The sequence below is a fragment of the Variovorax beijingensis genome (assembly GCF_007828835.1).
In the GTDB taxonomy this organism is placed as follows: domain Bacteria; phylum Pseudomonadota; class Gammaproteobacteria; order Burkholderiales; family Burkholderiaceae_C; genus Variovorax; species Variovorax beijingensis_A.
This window is the reverse complement of the sequence record NZ_VIVL01000001.1, coordinates 735013-755273: the sequence shown is the minus strand read 5'-3', so window position 1 is coordinate 755273 and position 20261 is coordinate 735013. Positions and strand designations below refer to the sequence as shown.

The 20261-nt window shown below is 68.4% G+C and carries 20 protein-coding genes; 16 read left to right on the top strand and 4 right to left on the bottom strand.

Annotated features, from left to right (window positions below; genetic code table 11):
• Positions 1-15: 15 nt before the first annotated feature.
• The 3 genes from FB547_RS03705 to FB547_RS03695 all read left to right on the top strand — a co-directional run bounded on the left by FB547_RS03705 (position 16) and on the right by FB547_RS03695 (position 5322).
• Positions 16-3180, top strand: coding sequence for an efflux RND transporter permease subunit (locus FB547_RS03705; RefSeq protein WP_145739724.1), 3165 nt, complete (start codon positions 16-18; stop codon positions 3178-3180).
• Complete coding sequence (locus FB547_RS03700; RefSeq protein ID WP_145739722.1) at positions 3173-4597, top strand: efflux transporter outer membrane subunit; 1425 nt, start codon at positions 3173-3175, stop codon at positions 4595-4597. Before FB547_RS03705 ends, FB547_RS03700 begins: the two co-directional genes overlap by 8 nt.
• A 116-nt stretch (positions 4598-4713) precedes the next feature.
• Positions 4714-5322: a c-type cytochrome gene (locus tag FB547_RS03695; protein ID WP_145739720.1), complete on the top strand. Its 609-nt coding sequence runs from the start codon at positions 4714-4716 to the stop codon at positions 5320-5322.
• Positions 5323-5390: 68 nt separating this feature from the next.
• Here the strand turns inward: FB547_RS03695 and FB547_RS03690 are convergent, their stop codons facing one another.
• From FB547_RS03690 to FB547_RS03680, 3 genes are read right to left on the bottom strand one after another with little or no spacing between them, the layout of a single operon-like run.
• Positions 5391-5942, bottom strand: a complete 552-nt coding sequence (locus tag FB547_RS03690; RefSeq protein WP_145739718.1) for a DUF2946 family protein — start codon at positions 5940-5942, stop codon at positions 5391-5393.
• 5 nt (positions 5943-5947) lie between these two features.
• On the bottom strand, positions 5948-6958 hold the full coding sequence (locus FB547_RS03685; RefSeq protein ID WP_186454116.1) for a YheT family hydrolase: 1011 nt from the start codon (positions 6956-6958) through the stop codon (positions 5948-5950).
• A gap of 49 nt (positions 6959-7007) precedes the next feature.
• Positions 7008-7460: a YybH family protein gene (locus FB547_RS03680; RefSeq protein WP_145739714.1), complete on the bottom strand. Its 453-nt coding sequence runs from the start codon at positions 7458-7460 to the stop codon at positions 7008-7010.
• A 218-nt stretch (positions 7461-7678) separates the two neighbouring features.
• Between FB547_RS03680 and rutA the strand changes: the two genes are divergently transcribed.
• The 6 genes from rutA to rutF are packed head-to-tail and all read left to right on the top strand — an operon-like array spanning position 7679 to position 11958.
• Entirely contained in the window at positions 7679-8791 is a 1113-nt protein-coding gene (gene rutA / locus FB547_RS03675) for a pyrimidine utilization protein A (RefSeq protein WP_145739713.1), read from the top strand.
• Positions 8792-8804: 13 nt separating this feature from the next.
• The gene (gene rutB, locus FB547_RS03670; RefSeq protein ID WP_261380205.1) at positions 8805-9563 is read left to right on the top strand and encodes a pyrimidine utilization protein B; all 759 of its coding nucleotides are present in this window, start codon (positions 8805-8807) and stop codon (positions 9561-9563) included.
• Between the two features lie 33 nt (positions 9564-9596).
• A complete protein-coding gene (gene rutC, locus FB547_RS03665) occupies positions 9597-9989 on the top strand; it encodes a pyrimidine utilization protein C (protein ID WP_145739711.1) in 393 nt (130 codons plus the stop codon).
• Between the two features lie 2 nt (positions 9990-9991).
• Positions 9992-10792 carry a pyrimidine utilization protein D gene (rutD, locus tag FB547_RS03660; protein WP_145739709.1) on the top strand — a complete coding sequence of 267 codons (801 nt, stop codon included), beginning with the start codon at positions 9992-9994 and terminating at the stop codon, positions 10790-10792.
• On the top strand, positions 10789-11388 hold the full coding sequence (locus FB547_RS03655) for a malonic semialdehyde reductase (RefSeq protein ID WP_145739707.1): 600 nt from the start codon (positions 10789-10791) through the stop codon (positions 11386-11388). The genes rutD and FB547_RS03655 overlap by 4 nt, the downstream gene beginning before the upstream one ends.
• Positions 11389-11412: 24 nt before the next feature.
• Entirely contained in the window at positions 11413-11958 is a 546-nt protein-coding gene (rutF, locus tag FB547_RS03650; protein WP_145739705.1) for an NADH-dependent FMN reductase RutF, read from the top strand.
• Between the two features lie 129 nt (positions 11959-12087).
• Here rutF and rutR read toward each other — a convergent pair whose 3' ends face one another.
• Positions 12088-12810, bottom strand: coding sequence for an HTH-type transcriptional regulator RutR (rutR, locus tag FB547_RS03645; protein ID WP_145739703.1), 723 nt, complete (start codon positions 12808-12810; stop codon positions 12088-12090).
• Positions 12811-13012: 202 nt separating this feature from the next.
• Here rutR and FB547_RS03640 point away from each other — a divergent pair, with 202 nt between their 5' ends.
• The 7 genes from FB547_RS03640 to FB547_RS03610 all read left to right on the top strand — a co-directional run bounded on the left by FB547_RS03640 (position 13013) and on the right by FB547_RS03610 (position 20259).
• The gene (locus FB547_RS03640; protein ID WP_145739701.1) at positions 13013-14017 is read left to right on the top strand and encodes an isopenicillin N synthase family dioxygenase; all 1005 of its coding nucleotides are present in this window, start codon (positions 13013-13015) and stop codon (positions 14015-14017) included.
• Between the two features lie 363 nt (positions 14018-14380).
• Positions 14381-14767 carry a VOC family protein gene (locus FB547_RS03635; protein WP_145739699.1) on the top strand — a complete coding sequence of 129 codons (387 nt, stop codon included), beginning with the start codon at positions 14381-14383 and terminating at the stop codon, positions 14765-14767.
• 63 nt (positions 14768-14830) lie between these two features.
• A complete protein-coding gene (locus FB547_RS03630) occupies positions 14831-15940 on the top strand; it encodes a BMP family ABC transporter substrate-binding protein (RefSeq protein WP_145739697.1) in 1110 nt (369 codons plus the stop codon).
• A 12-nt stretch (positions 15941-15952) separates the two neighbouring features.
• Positions 15953-17485: an ABC transporter ATP-binding protein gene (locus FB547_RS03625; protein WP_145739695.1), complete on the top strand. Its 1533-nt coding sequence runs from the start codon at positions 15953-15955 to the stop codon at positions 17483-17485.
• The gene (locus FB547_RS03620) at positions 17478-18629 is read left to right on the top strand and encodes an ABC transporter permease (RefSeq protein ID WP_145739693.1); all 1152 of its coding nucleotides are present in this window, start codon (positions 17478-17480) and stop codon (positions 18627-18629) included. The genes FB547_RS03625 and FB547_RS03620 overlap by 8 nt, the downstream gene beginning before the upstream one ends.
• The gene (locus FB547_RS03615) at positions 18626-19558 is read left to right on the top strand and encodes an ABC transporter permease (protein ID WP_145739691.1); all 933 of its coding nucleotides are present in this window, start codon (positions 18626-18628) and stop codon (positions 19556-19558) included. Before FB547_RS03620 ends, FB547_RS03615 begins: the two co-directional genes overlap by 4 nt.
• A complete protein-coding gene (locus FB547_RS03610) occupies positions 19555-20259 on the top strand; it encodes a cysteine hydrolase family protein (RefSeq protein WP_145739689.1) in 705 nt (234 codons plus the stop codon). Before FB547_RS03615 ends, FB547_RS03610 begins: the two co-directional genes overlap by 4 nt.
• The last annotated feature ends 2 nt before the right edge of the window (positions 20260-20261 follow it).

Below are 20261 nucleotides of genomic sequence, written 5' to 3'. Positions count from 1 at the left end.
CAGGAGCGCGCCCGCATGGCCAAATTCTTTATCGACCGACCGATCTTCGCCTGGGTGATCGCGCTGTTCATCCTGGTGGGGGGCAGTGTCGCCATCACCCAGCTGCCGATCTCGCAGTACCCGCCGGTGGCTCCGCCGGCCATCGTGATCAACGTTGCCTACCCGGGCGCCTCGGCCCAGACGCTGGAGGACAGCGTGCTGTCCGTGATCGAGCGTGAAATGAACGGCTCGCCGGGCCTGATCTACATGGAATCGGTGGCCCAGGCCGACGGCACGGGCACCATCACCATCAGCTTCGAGGCCGGCACCAACCCCGACCTCGCGCAGGTGGACGTGCAGAACCGGCTCTCGCGCGCCACGCCTCGCCTGCCGGCGGCGGTGACGCAGCAGGGCGTGCGCGTGGACAAGTCGCGCAACAACTTCCTGCTGTTCGCGATGCTGTCTTCGGACAACCCGAACTTCGACCCGGTGGCGCTGGGCGACTACGCCGCGCGCAACATCGTGCCGGAGCTGCAGCGCGTGGTGGGCGTGGGCCAGGCGCAGCTGTTCGGCACCGAGAACGCGATGCGCATCTGGATCGATCCGGCCAAGCTGCAGGGCTACAACCTGTCGGCCACGGACGTGAACAACGCGATCCGCGCGCAGAACGCGCAGGTGTCCTCGGGCACGCTGGGCGACCTGCCCAACATCCCCGGCCAGGCGATTGCGGCCACGGTGGTGGTGAACGGCCAGCTGGCCAATGTCGACCAGTTCAAGGAGATCGTGCTGCGCGCCAACACCGACGGCTCGACCGTGCGGCTGAAGGACGTGGCGCGGGTGGAGCTGGGCGGGCAGTCGTATGCCACCTCGGCGCGCCTGAACGGCGTGCCCGCGGTGGGCATTGGCGTGCAGCCCACGCCCAACGGCAACGCGCTGCAGTCGGCCAAGGCGATCCGCGCCAAGATGACGGAGCTGGAGCGCTTCTTCCCGCAGGGCGTGAAGTGGACCATTCCGTACGACAGCTCGCGCTTCGTGCAGATTTCCATCACCGAAGTGGTCAAGACGCTGCTCGAAGCGATTGCGCTGGTGTTCGTGGTGATGTTCCTGTTCCTGCAGAACTGGCGCTACACGATCATCCCGACCATCGTGGTGCCGATTGCGCTGCTGGGCACCTTTGCCATGCTGCTCGCCATGGGCTTCTCGATCAACGTGCTGACCATGTTCGGCATGGTGCTGGTGATCGGTATCGTGGTGGACGACGCCATCGTGGTGGTGGAGAACGTCGAGCGCATCATGAGCGAGGAGGGGCTGTCGCCGCTCGAAGCCACGCGCAAGGCGATGAAGCAGATCTCGGGCGCCATCATCGGCGTGACGGTGGTGCTGATCTCGGTGTTCGTACCGCTGGCGTTCTTTGCGGGCTCCACGGGCAACATCTACCGCCAGTTCTCGGCGGTGATGGTGACCTCGATCGCCTTCTCGGCCTTCATGGCGCTGTCGCTCACGCCGGCGCTGTGCGCCACGCTGCTCAAGCCGGTGGAAGCCGGCCACCACCACGAGAAGACCGGCTTCTTCGGCTGGTTCAACCGCGGCTTCACGCGCACGGCCAAGGGCTATGAAAGCGTGGTCGCGCGCATCCTGCGCCGCGCAGCGCGCTACCTGATCATCTACGTGGCGATCATCGGCGCGGTGGTGTTCACGTACCTGCGGCTGCCGAGCTCGTTCCTGCCGGCGGAAGACCAGGGCAACATCATCGTGAACGTGCAGCTGCCTCCGGGCGCGACGCAGGAGCGAGCGCTGTCGGTGATGCAGCAGGTCGAGGGCTTCATCCTGAAGCAGCCCGAGGTGCAGAGCATGGTGGGCGTGATGGGCTTCAGCTTCTCGGGCCAGGGGCAGAACGCGGGCCTTGCCTTCGTGACGCTGAAGGACTGGGAAGAGCGCAAGGACCCGGCCCACTCGGCCAGCGCCCTGGCGGGCCGCGCCTTTGGTGCGCTCTCGGGCATCCGCGATGCGTTCATCTATCCGCTGAGCCCGCCGCCCATTCCTGAGCTGGGCAATGCCAGCGGCTTCAGCTTCCGGCTGCAGGACCGCTCGGGCGCAGGCCACGAGGCGCTGATCAACGCGCGCAACCAGCTGCTGGGCATGGCCGGGCAGAGCAAGATCCTGTCGCAGGTGCGCCCCGACGGCCTGGAAGACGCGCCGCAGCTGCAGATCGACATCGACCGCGACAAGGCCAACGCGCTGGGCGTGACCTTCGACGCGATCAACGCCACGCTGTCGACGGGCCTGGGTTCGAGCTACATCAACGACTTTCCGAACCGCGGCCGCCTGCAGCGCGTGGTGGTGCAGGCCGATGCGCCGGCGCGCATGCAGCCGGACGACCTGCTGCAGCTGAACGCGAGCAACACCAAGGGCCAGCCGGTGCCGCTGTCGGCCTTTGCGACCACCAAGTGGGTCAAGGGCGCGACGCAGACGGTGCGCTACAACGGCTACCCGGCCATCCGCATCAGCGGCGACGCCGCCGCGGGCTACAGCACGGGCGCCGCGATGGCCGAGATGGAAAAGCTCGCCGGGCAGCTGCCGCAGGGCTTCGGCTTCGAATGGACGGGCCAGTCGCGCGAAGAAAAGCTCGCGGGTTCGCAGGCCATCATCCTGTACGGCTTTGCGATTTTGGCGGTGTTCCTGTGCCTGGCCGCGCTGTACGAGAGCTGGTCGATCCCGCTGTCGGTGATCCTGGTGGTGCCGCTGGGCGTGCTGGGCGTGCTGCTGGCGACCATGCTGCGGGCCTACTCGAACGACGTGTACTTCCAGGTGGGGCTGATCACCATCATCGGCCTGTCGGCGAAGAACGCGATCCTGATCATCGAGTTTGCGAAGGACCTGCAGGCGCAGGGCCGGGGCATCGTCGAGTCGGCATTGGCCGCGGCCCACCTGCGGTTCCGCCCGATCATCATGACCTCGCTGGCCTTCGGCCTGGGCGTGGTGCCGCTGGTGCTCGCCTCGGGTGCCGGCTCGGCCAGCCAGCGCGCCATCGGCACGGGTGTGCTCGGCGGCATGGTGACGGGTACGGCGCTGGCCGTGATCTTCGTGCCGGTGTTCTTCGTGGTGGTGCGCAGCCTGTTCAAGGGCAGCGCGCGCCAGCACGAGGCCGACAAGCGGCACGCGGAAGCAGCCGGCATCACGGAAGAAAAAGCACATGACTAAGAAACTGATTCCCACAGCCCTGGCCGCGACAATGCTGCTGGCCGGCTGCTCGCTGATTCCGACCTACGAACGCCCGGCGGCGCCGGTGCCCACCACCTTTCCGGGCGACCCGGCGCAGCCGGCCGGCCCGGCCGCGGCGGCCGTGCCGTGGGAAGACTTCTTCACCGATCCGCGGCTGAACGGGCTGATCCGCACCGCGCTGGAAAACAACCGCGACCTGCGCGTGTCGGTGCTCAACATCGAGCAGGCGCGCGCGCAGTTCCAGATCGAGCGCGCGGCGCTGTTCCCGGCGCTGGGCCTCACGGGCAGCGGCTCGCGCTCGAGCCCCAACCCGTACCAGGCCTTCGACAGCAGCGCGGGCAGCGTGTCCTCGCAGTACAGCGTGAACCTGGGCGTGACCGCCTGGGAGATCGACTTCTTCGGCCGCGTCCGCGCGCTGAAGGACCAGGCGCTGGCGCAATACCTGGCCACCGAGGAATCGCGCAAGGCCGCGCAGGTGAGCCTGATCGCCGCGGTGGCCACCGGCTGGCTCACGCTGATTGCCGACGACGAGCTGCTCGAACTCACGCGCCAGACGCTGGTCACGCGCGAGGAGTCGGTGCGCCTGACCAAGATGCGCTTCGACAACGGCGTGTCGTCGGAGCTCGACTTCCAGGCCGCGAACTCGCTGGCCGAAACCGCACGCGCCTCGTATGCGCAGCAGCAGCGCACGCGCATGCAGGACGAGAACGCGCTCGCCCTGCTGCTGGGTGCGCCGGTTCCGGCCGACGCCACAGCGGGCGGCATCAAGGGCCTGGACAGCGTCAAGCCGATGCCTGACGTGCCGGCGGGCCTGCCTTCCGACCTGCTGACGGAGCGGCCCGACATCCGCGCCGCCGAGCAGCAGCTGATTGCGGCCAACGCCAACATCGGCGCGGCGCGCGCGAACTTCTTCCCGCGCGTCTCGCTGACCACCACGCTGGGCACCGCGAGCAGCGAGTTCTCGGGCCTGTTCGACCGCGGCTCCAAGGCCTGGTCGTTCGCGCCGTCGGTCACGCTGCCGATCTTCGACGCGGGCCGCAACCGGGCCACGCTCGACTCGGCCAAGGCCGGGCGCGAGATTGCCGTGGCGCAGTACGAGAAGTCGATCCAGACCGCGTTCCGCGAAGTGGCCGACGCGCTGGCGGGCCGCGCCACGCTGGGCGAGCAGGTGCGTGCGCAGCGCGCGCAGGCCGATGCGGAGGCCGTGCGCTTCCGGCTCTCGGACATGCGCTACCGCAACGGGATTGCCAGCGCGCTCGACCTGCTCGATGCGCAGCGTTCGCTGTACACGGCGCAGCAATCGGCGGTCACCACGCGGCTCTTGCAGCTGCAGAACCAGGTCACGCTCTACAAGACGCTGGGCGGCGGCTGGGCCACGCCGGGCAGCAAGGGCTGAGGCTTTCGCGCGACGGACTCGAAGAGGCCTTCCGTCCTTTGGGCGGAGGGCCTCTCTATAATCGCCGGTTGATTCGAAAAAGCCCCCCGACGAGCCCCCGTTAATTGAGGACGCCAATGAGCGCAGACCCGCATTACCAGGCCACAGAAGAAGCCCACACCGGCCCGATCAAGAACCCGAAGCAACTGCTGCTCGCGGTATTTTTCTCCTTCGTAGCACCCATCCTGATCATCGTGGGCCTTGTGGCCTATGTGGTGTCGGGCAACAAGCCCGCAGGCACGGCCGAGGGCGACAACATGTCGCTGTACGGCGTGTCGAAAGATGCGCGCGACCGCGAAGTGGCCGAGCGGCTCAAGAAGGTCGGCGCCATCGAGATCCGCGATGCCAACCGCCCGCTGGCGGCCGGCGAGGCCGTCTTCAAGGCGCAGTGCGCGGCCTGCCACGCGTCTCCCGGCATTCCCGGCGCTCCGCACTACGGGGACGCTGCAGCCTGGGGCCCGCGCATCGGCCAGGGCTACGAAACGCTGCTCGACCATGCGCTGCATGGCAAGGGCGCGATGCCGGCCCAGGGCGGCGGCGACTTCGAAGACCTCGAAATCGGCCGTGCCGTGGTCTACATGGCCAATGCCGGCGGCGCCAAGTTCGCAGTGCCCGAGCGTCCCGCAGCGGCAGCGGCTCCCGCCGATGGCGCGGCTTCGGCGCCCGCGGCGGCGGCCAGCAAGTAAGCGAGCCACGCCCCCAAAAGACAAAGCCGGCCTCGAGCCGGCTTTTTCATGGGCGCTGCAAGCTGCAGCTACTCTTTTGATAGCGCGATGAGCCGGCGCCCCGCCGGGCTCAGCACATGGCCGAAGCGCTGCGGCAGATCGGCCGCTTGCACCGGCTCGGGGGTCCACAGGCCCTGCTCCACCGCGTCGGCGGCCAGGCCCACGTCCTGCGTATGGACCAGCCCGAGCCCGAGGGGCGCGGCCAGGAAGAGGCGGCCCTGTTCGTCGAGCAGGCAGGCCGAAATGCCGCCCGCCGCCTGCCCGGTGTGGGCCGTGACGGCAAAGCCCGCGCCATCGGCAATGCGCCAGACGAAGGGCGCGGCCTCCAGCTCGACATACACGCGCTGCGGACCGTTCTGGAAGAACCACTGGCCTTCGTCGTCGTGGTCGTAGTTGCGCTGGATGAAGTCGATCAGCTTCTCGTGCCGCAGCATCGAGCCCTTGGCCACGGGGAAGGCGCCTTCGGCCTGGGTGCGGTCGTCGCGCATGTACCAGTTGCCGCGCGCGTCCAGGCCGAGCCAGCCGTAGCAGTGCGGCACGTTGGGCCACTTGGCGAGCGCCTGTTTGACGATGTCGTCCATGGGAGCTATTTTGCGCGCGCCTGCGGCGCAGTGGGTGGTGCAAACCCGGCCAGCCAGCCGCCCACGCGCTCCGGCATGCCGAGCACATGGCCGGGCGGCGGCCCGAGCGGAAAGCCCACGTGGCCGCCGTGCGCGGGCTGCCACAGCGTGACGTGCGGGCCGACCTCGCCGGGGCCGGGCAGGCTGCTGGCCGGGATGAACGGGTCGTTGAGCGCATTGACCACCAGCGTGGGCACGCGGATCGCGCGCAGGTGCGGCTTGGACGAGCCGCGGGCCCAGTAGTCGTCGGTGTTGCGAAAGCCGTGCAGCGGCGCGGTGAACACGTCGTCGAAGGCGTAGAGGTCGCGCGCCGCAAGCAGCCGCTCGCGGTCGAACAGGCCGGGAAACTGCGCCAGCTTGGCGAGCGCCTTGGGCTTCATGGTCGAGAGGAACATGCGCGTGTAGACCAGCCGGTTGAAGCCGCGGCCGATGGCCGCGCCGCCGGCCGCCAGGTCGAGCGGGGCGGACACCGAAGCCACCGCGTTGACCACATCGCGGGCCGTGTCGCCAGCCTCGCAGGCCCAGCGCAGCAGCGCATTGCCGCCGAGCGAGACGCCCACCGCCAGCACCGGGCCGCCGACCTGGCGCGCGTGCTGGTCGTGCATGCGCTGCAGGATCCAGCCGATCTCTTCGTAGTCGCCCGAGTGGTAGGCGCGCGGCGCCAGGTTCATCTCGCCGCTGCAGCCGCGGAAATGCGGCACCGCGAAGGCCATGCCCTGCGCGGCGGCAAAGGCCGCGAACGCCTCCGCATAGTGGCTGCGGGAGGAACCCTCCAGCCCGTGGAACAGCACCAGCAGCGGCCGCGGGCCGGGCAGGTCCGCATCGACGAAGTCGACGTCGATGAAGTCGCCGTCGGGCGCGGTCCAGCGCTCGCGGCGGTAGGCGGGCGCGGGCCCCTCGAAGCGGCGCGCATAGAGCGCCGGCCAGATGGTCTGCAGGTTGCCGCCGGGCAGCCAGCGCGGCGCCATGTAGCCCATCGACGCATGCAGGGCGGATGAAGAATAAGGCGCGTCGGCGGACATCGCTTCAGTGCAGGGTCTGGGGCAGCTCGTTCAGGTCGCTGGGCTCGCGCGCGCTGCCGGGGCTCGCGTGGTGCGCCACCAGGCGCCACCCTTCGACGGTCTTGTGATAGACGTTGGTGGCCAGCACGAAGGCATGCTTGGGGCCTTCGGCCGTGAGCACCTCGATGCGCTCGAGCACGTTGTGCACCGCGCTCGCCAATGATTCGATCTTGCGCACCCGCGCCGGCGTCGCATGGATGGCGCCGTTGCCGAACATCTGCTCGAAGGCCGCGCGGATCGCGGTGGCACCCACCAGCCGCGGGCCGCCGGGATGCACGCAGAACACCTCGTCCTCGTCGGCCCAGCAGGCCATCAGGGCATCGATGTCGCCGCGCTGCAGCGCTTCGTAGAAGGCGGCTTCGATGTCGTCGGCAGTGCCGCCGATGGCCGCGGCGGCGCGAAGTGGGGTCTTGGGCATGGGGTGATTTTGCCGCGCGATCGGTGACATGGGGCTGCACCGCTTTGGCCTTGCGGCGCACCGCGTTGCCGCAGCGCGGGCGGTTCGCCTGCTCCACTTTGGACCAAATGGTCAAAACACAACATCTGGAAACTCTCAAGCCTTTGATTTAAAAGGGATTTTCCAATTGGCACGGGCCATGCATAGGGCTTTGCGACCTCGCAACAGGAGCTTTTTGCATGAACGTCGGCATCTTCATTCCCATCGGCAACAACGGCTGGCTGCTCTCGGAAAACGCGCCGCAGTACAAGCCCAGCTTCGAGCTCAACAAGGAGATCACGCTGAAAGCCGAACGCTATGGCGTGGACTTCGTGCTTTCGATGATCAAGCTGCGCGGCTTCGGCGGCAAGACCGAGTTCTGGGACCACAACCTCGAGTCGTTCACGCTGATGGCCGGGCTCGCTGCGGTCACCACGAAGATCAAGCTCTTTGCCACCGCCGCCTCGCTGGTGATGCCGCCGGCCATCGTCGCGCGCATGGCGTCGACCATCGATTCCATCTCCAACGGACGCTTCGGCCTGAACCTCGTCACCGGCTGGCAGCGGCCCGAGTATTCGCAGATGGGCATGTGGCCCGGTGACCAGTTCTTCGGCACGCGCTACCAGTACCTCTCGGAATACATCCAGGTGCTGCGCGACCTCTGGGGCAGCGGCCGGTCGGACTTCAAGGGCGAGCATTTCAAGATGGACGACTGCCGCCTGAGCCCGCAGCCGAAGGCCGACATGAAGGTGATCTGCGCGGGCCAGAGCGATGCGGGCATGGACTTTTCCGCGAAGTACGCCGACTACAACTTCTGCTTCGGCAAGGGCGTGAACACGCCCAAGGCCTTCGCGCCCGCGGCCGAGAAGCTCATCGAGGCCACGCGCAAGACCGGCCGCCACGTCACCACCTACGTGCTGATGATGGTGATTGCCGACGAAACCGACGAGGCCGCGCGCGCCAAGTGGGAACACTACAAGGCCGGCGCCGACCACGAGGCCATTGCCTGGCTGGGCCAGCAGGGCGCGGCCGACACTAAGTCCGGCGCCGACACCAATGTGCGCCAGATGGCCGACCCGACCTCGGCCGTCAACATCAACATGGGCACGCTGGTCGGCTCCTACGCCACCGTCGCGCGCCTGCTCGACGAAATGGCCGAGGTGCCGGGCACCGAGGGCGTGCTGCTGACCTTCGACGACTTCGTGCGGGGCGTGGAGGCCTTCGGCGAACGCATCCAGCCGCTGATGAAGAGCCGCGCGCACGTGCAGAGCCCCGTGCCGTCGCAGGCCGAAGCCGAGCGCCTTGCGGCCTGAGCAGGAGCGTCACGTGAGCACTCCCGCACGCAACACCACCCTCACATCGAACACCCCGGTCGGTGCGCCGCGCCTACCCGGCGCACCCGCACCGCGGGTGCTGCCCGCGCGGCCCGAACCGCTCGCGCTGCATGCCACCGACTCAGCGCTGATCGTGGTCGACATGCAGAACGCCTATGCGTCGATCGGCGGCTATGTCGATTCGGCCGGCTTCGATATTTCCGGCGCGCAGGGCACCATTGCCAACATCGCGCGCACCATCGCGGCGGCGCGCGCGGCCGGCATGCTGGTGGTGTTCCTGCAGAACGGCTGGGACGCCGCGTATGTCGAAGCCGGCGGACCGGGCTCGCCCAACTGGCACAAGTCGAACGCGCTCAAGACCATGCGCGCGAAGCCCGAGCTGCAGGGCAAGTTCCTCGCCAGGGGCGGCTGGGACTACGAGCTCATTGCCGAGATGAAGCCGCAGCCCGGCGACATCGTGGTGCCCAAGACGCGCTACAGCGGCTTCTTCAACAGCACGCTCGACAGCACGCTGCGCGCGCGCGGCATCCGCCACCTGGTGTTCACCGGCATCGCGACCAACGTGTGCGTGGAGTCGACCCTGCGCGATGCCTTCCACCTCGAATACTTCGCCGTGATGCTGGAAGACGCGACGCACGAGCTGGGCGGCGCGGCGATCCAGAAGGCCTCGGTCTACAACGTGGAGACCTTCTTCGGCTGGGTCTCCACCGTCGACGACTTCGTGCGCAGCTTCGCGCCTGCCGCCGCCTGACTCCCATCGTTCAACCCACAGCAAGGAAATCCCATGCCCAAGCAAGCCATCATCCCCGCCGGAACCACCACGCCGATCGCTCCCTTCGTGCCCGGCACCATGGCCGACGGCGTCGTCTACGTGTCGGGCACGCTGCCCTTCGACAAGGACAACAACGTGGTCCACGTGGGCGACGCCTCGGCGCAGACGCGCCACGTGCTCGAGACGATCCAGCGCGTGATCGCGACGGCCGGCGGCACCATGGACGACGTGACCTTCAACATGATCATGATCAAGGACTGGGCCGACTACGCGAAGGTCAATGCCGTGTATGCCGAGTTCTTTCCGGGCACCAAGCCGGCGCGCTACTGCATCCAGTGCGGCCTCGTGAAGCCCGATGCACTGGTCGAGATCGCCTCGATCGCCCACGTCGGCAACAAGGCCTGAGCATGCCGCTGCACTATGAAGTGCACGGGCCGGCCGATGGCGAGGCGGTGCTGCTGTCGTCGGGCCTTGGCGGTTCGGCCGCCTTCTGGCAGCCGCAGCTTGGCGCGCTGCTCGAAGCGGGCCATCGCGTGATTGCGTACGACCAGCGCGGCACGGGCCGCAGCCCCGCGGCGCTGGACGCGGGCTACGCCATTGCCGACATGGCGCGCGACGTGGTGCAGATCCTCGACGCCACCTCGACGCCGCGCTGCCACCTGGTGGGCCATGCACTGGGCGGGCTCGTGGGCCTGCAGCTGGCGCTCGACGAGCCCTCGCGCGTGGCGAGCCTGGTGCTGGTCAATGCGTGGTCGAAGCCCAATCCGCACTCGGCGCGCTGCTTCGATGCGCGGCTCGCGCTGCTCGATGCCTGCGGCCCGCGCGCGTACGTGGAGGCGCAGCCGATCTTCCTGTACCCCGCGGCCTGGTGCGCGGAACATGCGCAGCGCGTGGCCGACGAGGTCGACCATGCGTTCGCGCATTTCCCGGGCGAAGCCAACATGCGCGCACGCATCGGCGCGCTGCGGGCCTTCGACGTCGACGCGCGCCTTGGCGACATCACCATGCCCTCGCTGGTGGCCGCCGCCATGGACGACGCCCTGGTGCCATGGACCTGCTCGCAGCGCCTGGCCGATGGCCTCAAGGACGTGACGCTCCACTTCATGCCGCACGGCGGCCACGCGCACAGCGTGACCGAGGCCGACGCCTTCAACCGCAGCCTGATCGACTTTCTCGCCCGGGTCAGCGCACCCGGTGTTCCCGCATGACCATGATGAAACCTGCTCTCGACGACGCCGCACTGGCGCTTCTTTTTACCGAGGCGCGCAGCCACAACGGCTGGACCGCCGAGCCCGTGACCGACGCGCAGATCCGGCAGATCTACGCGCTGGCCTGCATGGGCCCGACCTCGGCCAACTGCTCGCCCGCGCGCTTCGTGTTCGTTCGCACGCCCGAAGGCAAGCAGCGGCTCGCGCCGGCGCTTTCCAAGGGCAACCTCGACAAGACCATGGCCGCGCCCGTCACGGTGATTGCGGCATGGGACCGCAAGTTCTACGACAAGCTGCCCATGCTGTTCCCGCATGCCGACGCGCGCAGCTGGTTCACCGGCAGCCCCGAGGCCGCGCACGAAACCGCCTTTCGCAACGCCAGCCTACAGGCGGCCTACCTGCTGCTGGCCGCGCGCGCGGTGGGACTCGATGCCGGACCGATGTCGGGCTTCGACAAGGCGAAGGTCGACGCCGCGTTTTTCGAGGGCACCGACTGGAGCGTCAACTTCCTGATCAACCTCGGCCATGGCGATCCGGCCAAGGTGTTCGGCCGCCTGCCGCGGCTGGGCTTCGACGAAGCCTGCCTCCTCGCCTGAATCCCGTCACAGGAATTCCTCCTCATGCTGCTGAACGCAATGGCACCCCACCACGTCATGCCGAGCGGCGCGCCTGCCGCGCTGCCCAAGGCCGACTACCGCAACGCCATGGCGCGGCTGGGCGCGGCGGTCAACATCATCACCACCGACGGCCCCGCGGGCCGCGCCGGCTTCACGGCCTCGGCCGTGTGCAGCGTGACCGACGAGCCACCGATGCTGCTGGTGTGCCTGAACCGCTCGGCCTCGGTGTACCCCGCGTTCACTGCCAACGGCGTGCTCTGCGTGAACGTGCTCGCGGCAGGACACCAGGCGCTCTCGGGCCTGTTCGGCGGCAAGACGCCGATGGACGAGCGCTTTGCCGCGGGCCGCTGGAGCCGCAAGGCCACGGGCTCGCCGGTGCTCGAAGATGCTGCGGCCTCGTTCGACTGCCGCGTGGTGCAGGCTACGAGCGCGGGCACGCACGACGTGCTGTTCTGCGAGGCGCTGGCGATTGCCATCGGCGGCAAGGCGCAGAGCCTGATCTATTTCGATCGGCGCTATCACGAGATCGCGGTGCCGCCGCAGCACTGACCGTCCCGGGGCGTTTGCATGGCTCCTTCCCCTCTGGGGGAAGGTTGGGATGGGGGCTTGCAGAGCGCCCAACAGGTACGCCGCTTGCCCCCACCCCTGCCCTCCCCCGGAAGGGGAGGGAGCAACTCCCTAACGCGGCGTGATGCCCTGCAGCACGATGCGCTGCACGTTCTCCACCGTCTGCTCGAAGAAGGCCGGGTCTTCGAGCGTATGCCCCGTCAGCGCCTGCACCTGCACGCCGAAATCGGCGTAGTGCTGCGTGATGGCCCAGAGCGCGAAGATCAGGTGGTGCGGATCGACCGGCGCGAGCTTGCCGGCGGCGATCCATGAACGGATGACCTCCGACTTGCGCTCCACCAGCGTGCGCAGTTCGCGGTCGAGCTCGTCGCGCAAGAGCGGCGCGCCCTGGATCATTTCGAGGCAGAACAGGCGCGATGCATCGGGCCGGTCGCGCGAGACCACGAGCTTGCGGCGGATGTAGCCGCCGATGGCTTCGCCCGGATCCTGCTCGGCGCTGAAGCCTCGCAGCGGCTCGAGCCACAGCGCGAGCAGGTCGCGCAGCACGTTGACGTACAGCTCTTCCTTGTTGGCAAAGTAGTAGAGCAGGTTGCTCTTCGACACATCGGCGCGCGCCGCCACCTGGTCGATCGACGTGCCATGCAATCCGAAGCGCGAGAACAGGCCCAGCGCGGCGCCCAGGATGGCGCTGCGCTTGTCCTCGATCTGGCGCAGCCTGCGGCTCACCGCGGACGCGCTGCGCACGGCGGGCTTCGCGCGCTCGCGCGCCGGGCCCTTCACCGGGATCTTCTTCTTGGTGCTGCTGGCTGCGGCCAGCGCCTTGGTCTTCGGCATCTTCCCTCGCTTCGTCGATTACTTGCGGACTCTTCTTCCAACGCGCACCACTGTAAGGCCGCGGTGCATCGCGTTGCGCCAGCGCGGCCTCAAGGCACGGCCGGCACGCACCATGCTGACGCGGCCAACGCGTTTTGTCCATTTGGTCCAACTGGCACAGACGTTGCATGGCGAAAGGCATGCCAAGCACGAGGACCGACACATGAGCACCCTGCTGTCCGTACCCATCATCGATCTCGCGCCCTACTTCGCCGGCACGGCCGAAGGCAAGGCGCAGGTTGCGGCCAAGGTCGACGAGGCCTGCCGCAGCATCGGCTTCCTGGTCATCACCAACCATGGCATTCCGGCCGAGCTGATCGCGCGCGTGTCGCGGCTCTCGCGCCAGTTCTTCGACATGCCGCTGGCCGAGAAGCGCAAGGTCGACCGGCCGCGCGAAGACGCGGTGCGCGGCTACAGCGCGGTCGGCGAGGAAGGGCTTTCCTACAGCCTGGAAGAGGCCGCGCCCGGCGACCTGAAGGAATCGTTTTCCATCGGCCCCTCCAACGTGCCGGACGACGACTACCACCGCGGCCCTGCCGCCGGCCCGCACTTCGAGCCCAACAGCTGGCCGCCGATCGACGGTTTCCGCGAAGCTTATGAAAGCTACTTCGAGGCCATGAGCGATCTCTCGCGCTCGCTGATGCGCATCTTCGCGCTCGGCCTTGCGCTGCCCGAGACCTTCTTCGACGACAAGATCGACAGGCACATCAGCATGTTCCGCGTGCTGAGCTATCCGCCGCAGCGCGAAGCGCCGCTGCCGGGCCAGCTGCGCGCGGGCGCGCACAGCGACTACGGCAGCCTCACCATCGTGCTGCCCGACGACAAGGGCCTGCAGGTGTTCAACAAGGCAGGCCAGTGGGTCGACGTGCCGCAGGTGGAAGGCGGCCTGGTGGTCAACATTGCCGACCTGATGATGCAGTGGACCAACGACCAGTGGGTGTCGACGCTGCACCGCGTGGTCAACCCGCCGTTCGAGGTGGCCAGCACCAACCGCCGCCAGTCGCTCGTGTTCTTTCACCAGCCCAACTACGACGCGATGGTCGAGTGCCTGCCGAGTTGCCTCGCGCCGGGCGAGCAGCCGAAGTACGCACCCATTTCTTCGGGCGACCATCTCACGTCGAAGTTCGTGAAGCAGACGACCTTTGGTGGGACCAAGGTGGCGGTCTAGATGAAGTCCTGCTTTTCTGTTCGTCGGCGTGTGTGTTTGGTGCGTGGTTTGGGCCACTGCCGTTCAGGGCGCGATCTCGCCGACGGGGTACGCGGCGAAGCGAATGTCCTCCGGCCTGCGGCCTCCCCCTTGATTTCGCTGCGCAAGGCACCCCATCGACGTGATCGTTGGTCAGAGCAGTCGTTGATCGGCGATGCAACAGCAGCGTGTCCAGGTGCACAGAGCATCGGGTGCTCCCCGCAGCGAAATCAAGGAGGAGGCCGAAGGCCGGGGGACATTCGCGGAGGGGAGTACCCGGTGATCTGTGCACACGCCCCGAGCAAGAACGCCAGAACCACCACGAACGCGCAATGAGCACTTGACATGCCCCATCTCTCCTACGTCAACGTCTTCGCAAAGGACGTGGTCGCGCTCAGCGGCTTCTACCAGCGCGTGTTCGGCTTCCCCGAGATCGAGGCGATCCGCTCGCCGATCTTCCGCGGGCTCGACACCGGCAAGTCGAGCCTCGGCTTCAACGCGCTCGAGGCCTACGAGCTGCTGCACCTGGCCGAATTTTCCGACACACGTGGCGTGAAGTTCCTGCTGAACATCGACGTCGACAGCAAGGACGACGTGGACCGCATGGTGCCCGTCGCGCTTGAGGCCGGCGCCACGCTGGTGAAGCCGCCCTACGTCACCTACTACAACTGGTACCAGTCGGTGCTGCTCGACCCCGAGGGCAATGTGTTCCGCATCAACTTCATGATGTGACGCGCGCGGCGCGCCTTCCCTTCTTCCTTCCCTCTCGACACGCTCCCCACGAAAGGTTGCTCCATGCTGCTGCGCACTCCCACCCACGGCTTCGCCCTTGGCCTTGCATCGGCGCTCGCGGCCGGCGGCGCGTTGTTCGCGCTGCCCGCCGCGGCGGCCGACGGCCTCACGCTCAAGGACAAGCCGAAGATCGCCATGCTCTACTTCGGCCCGAAAAACGACGGCGGCTGGACGCAGGCCTTTGACGAAGCGCGCGTGAAGATCGAGAAGGAGATCGGCCAGAAGATCCAGTTCGTCGAGAACGTGCCCGAGGACGCGTCGGCCATCAAGCCCGCGGCCGAGAAGTTCATCCAGCGCGGCGCCAACATCGTGATCGGCACCGCCTTCGGCTACTCCGACAGCTTCAAGGACCTGGCCGCCAAGTACCCCGACGTGGCTTTTCTCAACGGCTCGGGCACCACCAACGGCAGCAATCTCGAATCGTTCTACGGCCGCACCTACGAGAGCCAGTATCTCTGCGGCATGGCCGCGGGCGCAGCCTCCAAAAGCGGAAAGCTCGGCTTCGTGGCGGCCAACCCCTTCGGCGTGGTGAACTGGACCATCAATGCCTTCGCGCTGGGTGCGCAGAAGATGAACCCCAACGCCACGGTCAACGTGATCTACACCGGCGCCTGGAACGACCCGGTGAAGGAACGCGCCGCCGCGGCCGCGCTGATCGACCAGGGCGCCGACGTGATCGGCCAGCACGTCGACTCGCCCACGCCGCAGATCGTGGCGCAGGAGCGCGGCGTGTACGGCACCGGGCACCACCGCGACCTGCGCCAGTTCGCGCCCAAGGCCACGCTGTGCTCGTCGGTATGGGTGTGGGACCGCTTCCTGACGCCCGAGCTCAAGAAGATCATGGCCGGCAACTGGAAGCCCGGCCAGTACGGCGCCTTCATCGAGATGAAGGACGGCGGCACCGACATCGCGGGCTTCGGCCCCGCGGTGCCCAAGGACAAGGCCGCGCAGATCACGGCCGAGCGCGACGCAATCATGAAGGGCAAGCAGGTCTACGCCGGCCCGCTCGCCGACCGCGACGGCAAGGAGCGCGTGGCCAAGGGCGCGGTGCTGTCGGATGCCGACCTCTGGAAGATGGACTGGTTCGTCAAGGGCGTGGTCACGCAGAAGTAAGCAGGCCGCCCGATGCCCAACGCGCTCCAGCTCACCGGCATCCGCAAGTCCTTCGACGGCTTTGCGGCGCTGACCGACGCGCACTTCGAAGCGCGCTGGGGCGAAGTGCATGCGCTGCTGGGCGAGAACGGCGCGGGCAAGTCCTCGCTCATGAACATCGCGGCCGGGCTCTATGCGCCGGAGGCGGGCCAGCTGCTGGTCGACGACAACCTGGTGCACTTTGCCGGACCGCGCGATGCGGCCAGGCACCGCATCGGCATGGTCCACCAACATTTCAAGCTGGTGCGGCCGTTCACGGTGGCGCAGAACATTTTGCTCACGGCGCCCGCGCCGGCCGAGTTCCAGAGCCACGGGGAGCGCCTGCGCGAGATTTCGCGCGACATCCGCAACAAGGCCTCGGAGCTGGGCTTCGAGATCGATCCGTCGAAGCGCATCGATGCGTTGTCGATCGCGGAACAGCAGCGCGTCGAGATCCTCAAGGTGCTGCTGGCGGGCGCGCGCATCCTGATCCTCGACGAGCCGACCGCGGTGCTGACCGACCAGGAAGCCGCACGCCTCCTGCAGACGGTGCGGGGCCTCGCGCGCGGCGGCTCTGCCGTGGTGCTGGTCACGCACAAGATGGCCGACGTGAAGACCTATGCCGACCGCGTGACGGTGATGCGCGGCGGCCGCACGGTGGCCACGCTGGAGCCCGGCGCCACCTCGGTGGCCGAGCTCGTGAAGCTCACGGTGGGCGAATCGGTTGCCACGCAGGGCTTCGAGCCCGCGAAGTCGCCGCGCGGCCCGGTGCGGCTCACGGTGCGCGGCCTGCGCTCGGCCGCATCGCCCGAGGGCCGCCGCGTGCTCGACGGCGTCGACCTCGAACTGCATGCGGGCGAAATCTACGGCCTGGCCGGTGTCGGCGGCAACGGGCAGGGCGAGCTGGCCGGCGCCATCATGGGCCTGCCGGATGCCGGCGGGCCGCTCGAAGGCGAGATCCATCTGAGCGGCCACGGCGACCTCAAGGCCATGCCCGCACCCGAGCGCCGCAACGTGGGCATTGCCACGATCCCGGCCGACCGCTACGGCCTCGCGCTGGCCGGCAGCCTTTCGGTGGCCGAGAACTACGCGATCGGCCGCGTGCACACGGGCCGCTACGGCCCCGCCTGGCATCTGCGGCGGCGCCGCATCCAGGACGATACGCAGGAAGCGGTTCGCGCCTTCGATGTGCTGGGGGTGCGCTCGGTGGCGCAGAAGGCCGCGCTGCTGTCCGGCGGCAACGCGCAGAAGCTGGTGCTCGCGCGCGAGTTCGGCAAGGCCCCCTCGCTGGTGCTCGCGCACAGCCCGAGCCGCGGGCTCGACGTGCGCGCGAGCGCCGAGGTGCATGCGCGGCTGCGCGCCGCACGCGACAGCGGCGCCGCGGTGCTGCTGATCAGCGAAGACCTCGACGAGGTGCTGCAGCTGGCCGACCGCGTGGGCGTGATGACGCGCGGGCGCATTGCCGGCGAATTCGCGCAGCCGGCCGACCGGCAGGCCATCGGACAGGCGATGGTGGACCATGGTTGACGCCACGCTCGCGGCCATCGCGCAGCCGGCGCAGACCGATCCGGAGGCCGCGCTCCGGGCGCGGCGCCAGCCGCTGGCGCGCCGACGCTATGCGCTGGAAATCCGCCAGCACATGGGATGGCGGCGGCAGGCGCTGATCCTTGCGGCGGCGCTCCTCGTCGGCCTTGCGATTTCCGCCGCCATCCTGGTGGCGGCCGGCGTTCCCGCCAACGAGCTCGCCAACGAGTTCGTGATGCAGACCTTCTTCGACGGCCAGAACTTGCGCGCCGTGCTGTTCCAGGCCGCACCCATGGTCCTCGTGGGCATGGCCGGCTCGCTGGCGTTTCGCGCGCGCTTCTGGAACCTGGGGCTCGAGGGCCAGATGATCTGGGGTGCCATCGGCGCGACGGCCGTCTCGATGTGGCAGATCGGCCCCGAGCCGCTGCGCCTGCCGCTGATGTTCGCGGCCGCCATCGGCTGCGGGCTGCTCTGGGTGCTGGGGCCGGCGTGGCTGAAGATCAGGCTCGGCGTGAACGAGATCATTTCCACGCTGATGCTCAACTACATGGCGGCCAACTTCCTGCTGCACCTGGTCTATGGCAGCTGGAAGGACCCGAAGGACAACTTTCCCTATTCGCCGCAGTTCCGCGCCTTCGAGCGGCTGCCCGAACTGGGCGCCGGCGTGAGCAGCGCCATCGTGCTCGCGGCCGTGGTGGCGCTCTTCGCCTGGTGGCTGGTGGGCCTGAGCCGCGCCGGGCTGTACCTGCGCTTCGTCGATGCCAATCCGCGCGTGGCGCATGCCAATGGGGTGCCGGTGCGCCGCACCATCTACGGCGCCGTGCTGCTGTCGGGCGCGATGGCCGGGCTCGCGGGCCTTGCGGTGGCCGCCGGGCAGGAAGGGCGGCTCACGCAGGCCTTCTACCAGGGCTACGGCTTCTCGGGCATCCTGATTGCCTTTCTTGCGCGCAACAACCCGCTCGCGGCCACCGTGGTGGCGCTGCTGGTGGCGGCGCTGTTCGTCACCGGCCGCAGCCTGCAGGTGTTCTACCAGGTGCCGTTCTCGATGGTGCAGCTGATCCAGGCCATCATCGTGGTGTGCGTGGCGGCCAGCGATTTCTTCATTCGCCATCGGCTGCGGCGCGTGGGTGCGGAGGCTGTGCAATGAGCGGCGGCATCGTGCTGAACTGGCTCGCGAGCACGCCCGATTTCGCGGTGCCCTATGCGCTCGCGGCGCTGGGCCTGATCATCAGCGAGCGCGCGGGCGTGCTGTCGCTCGGCGCCGAAGGGCTGATGTTGGTCGGAGCGCTCGCGGGCATCGGCGCGCAGCTTGCCATGGGGCAGCCGGCCGTGTCGCTGGTGCTGGCGATGCTCGCGGCCAGTGCGGTGTCGCTGCTGTTCGCGGTGATGGTGATCTGGCTGCGCGTGAACCAGGTGATCGCGGGGCTCGCGCTGGTGTTCTTCTGCCAGGGCCTCACGGCACTGGTCGGCTCGCTGGCCGAATGGACCAACCATGCCACCGAGGGCATCGGCGCGATGGCGCTGTGGCCGCTGTCGCTCCTGCCCGGCGCCGGCCGGCTGTTCGAGCAGAACGCGATGGTCTGGCTCACGCTGCCGATCTTCCTTGCCGTGGCGTGGTTCTTCTCGCGCACCTCGGCCGGGCTGCGGTTGCGCGCGGTGGGCGAGAACCCGCAGGCGGCCGATGCGGCCGGCATCCGCGTTGCCATGTGGCGGCTGGCCGCGGTGCTCGCGGGCTCGGCGCTGGTGGGACTGGCGGGCGCATACATCTCGGTGGTCAGCACCAAGCTGTGGATCGCGGGCATGACCGGCGGGCGCGGCTGGATCGCGGTGGGGCTGGTGATCTTCGCGCGCTGGTCGCCGTGGAAGGCGCTCGCGGGCGCACTGCTGTTCGGCTGCATCGAGGCGCTGATCCCGCAGCTCGCGGCGGCCGGCGTGCAGCTGCCGCAGTACTTCGTGATGATGACGCCCTATGCGGTGACGCTCGGGGTGATGGTGTGGGTCGCGCTCTCGCGGCGCGGCGCCGACGAAGAACCCGGTGCGCTGGGCCAACCCTATGTGCGGGAAGAACGCCGATGAAGGCCTGGGTCTACAACGAGGAGCGCGAGCTCGACGCGGCGCAGTTCGCCGACTACCTGGACCCGGCCACCACCGCGGTCGTGTCCATCGACATGCACCGGGGCCACCTGGACGACAGCCCCGACTGCCCCTGCCCCGCCCCGCGGGCGCGCGACGTGGTGGCGCCCATCGACACCTTCCATGACGCGGTGCGCGCGCTGGGCGTGCGCATCGTGCACATCAGGTCGGTGCTGCGGCCCGGCGGCGTGGACGACGTCCACGGCATTCCGTCCGCATGGCGGCGCACCTTTCCGCTGCACGTGGGCGCAATACCGAATGCCGACGCGCACGCCATCGAAGGCTCGAAGTGGACCGAGTGGGTCACGCGCGTTGCGCCCGGCGACATGCGCGTGGACAGCAAGCGGCGCCTCTCGGCCTTCTACCCGACCGATCTCGACTTCCTGCTGCGCAACCAGCGCATCGAGACGGTGGTGCTCAACGGCGGCTTCACCGACTGCTGCGTGCTCAACACCGCCTTCGACGCCAGCAACCGCAACTACCGCGTGATCGTATTGCGCGACCTGGTGCGCGGCACCGATGCGCATCTGGAAGGCGCGGCGCTTGCGATGGTGTCGCTGCACCTGGGGCTGGTCATGGACTCGCACGAGCTGCTGGGCCGATGGCGCGGCGGCCTCCGTTCTTCCGTCAACCCGATTCGCTGACA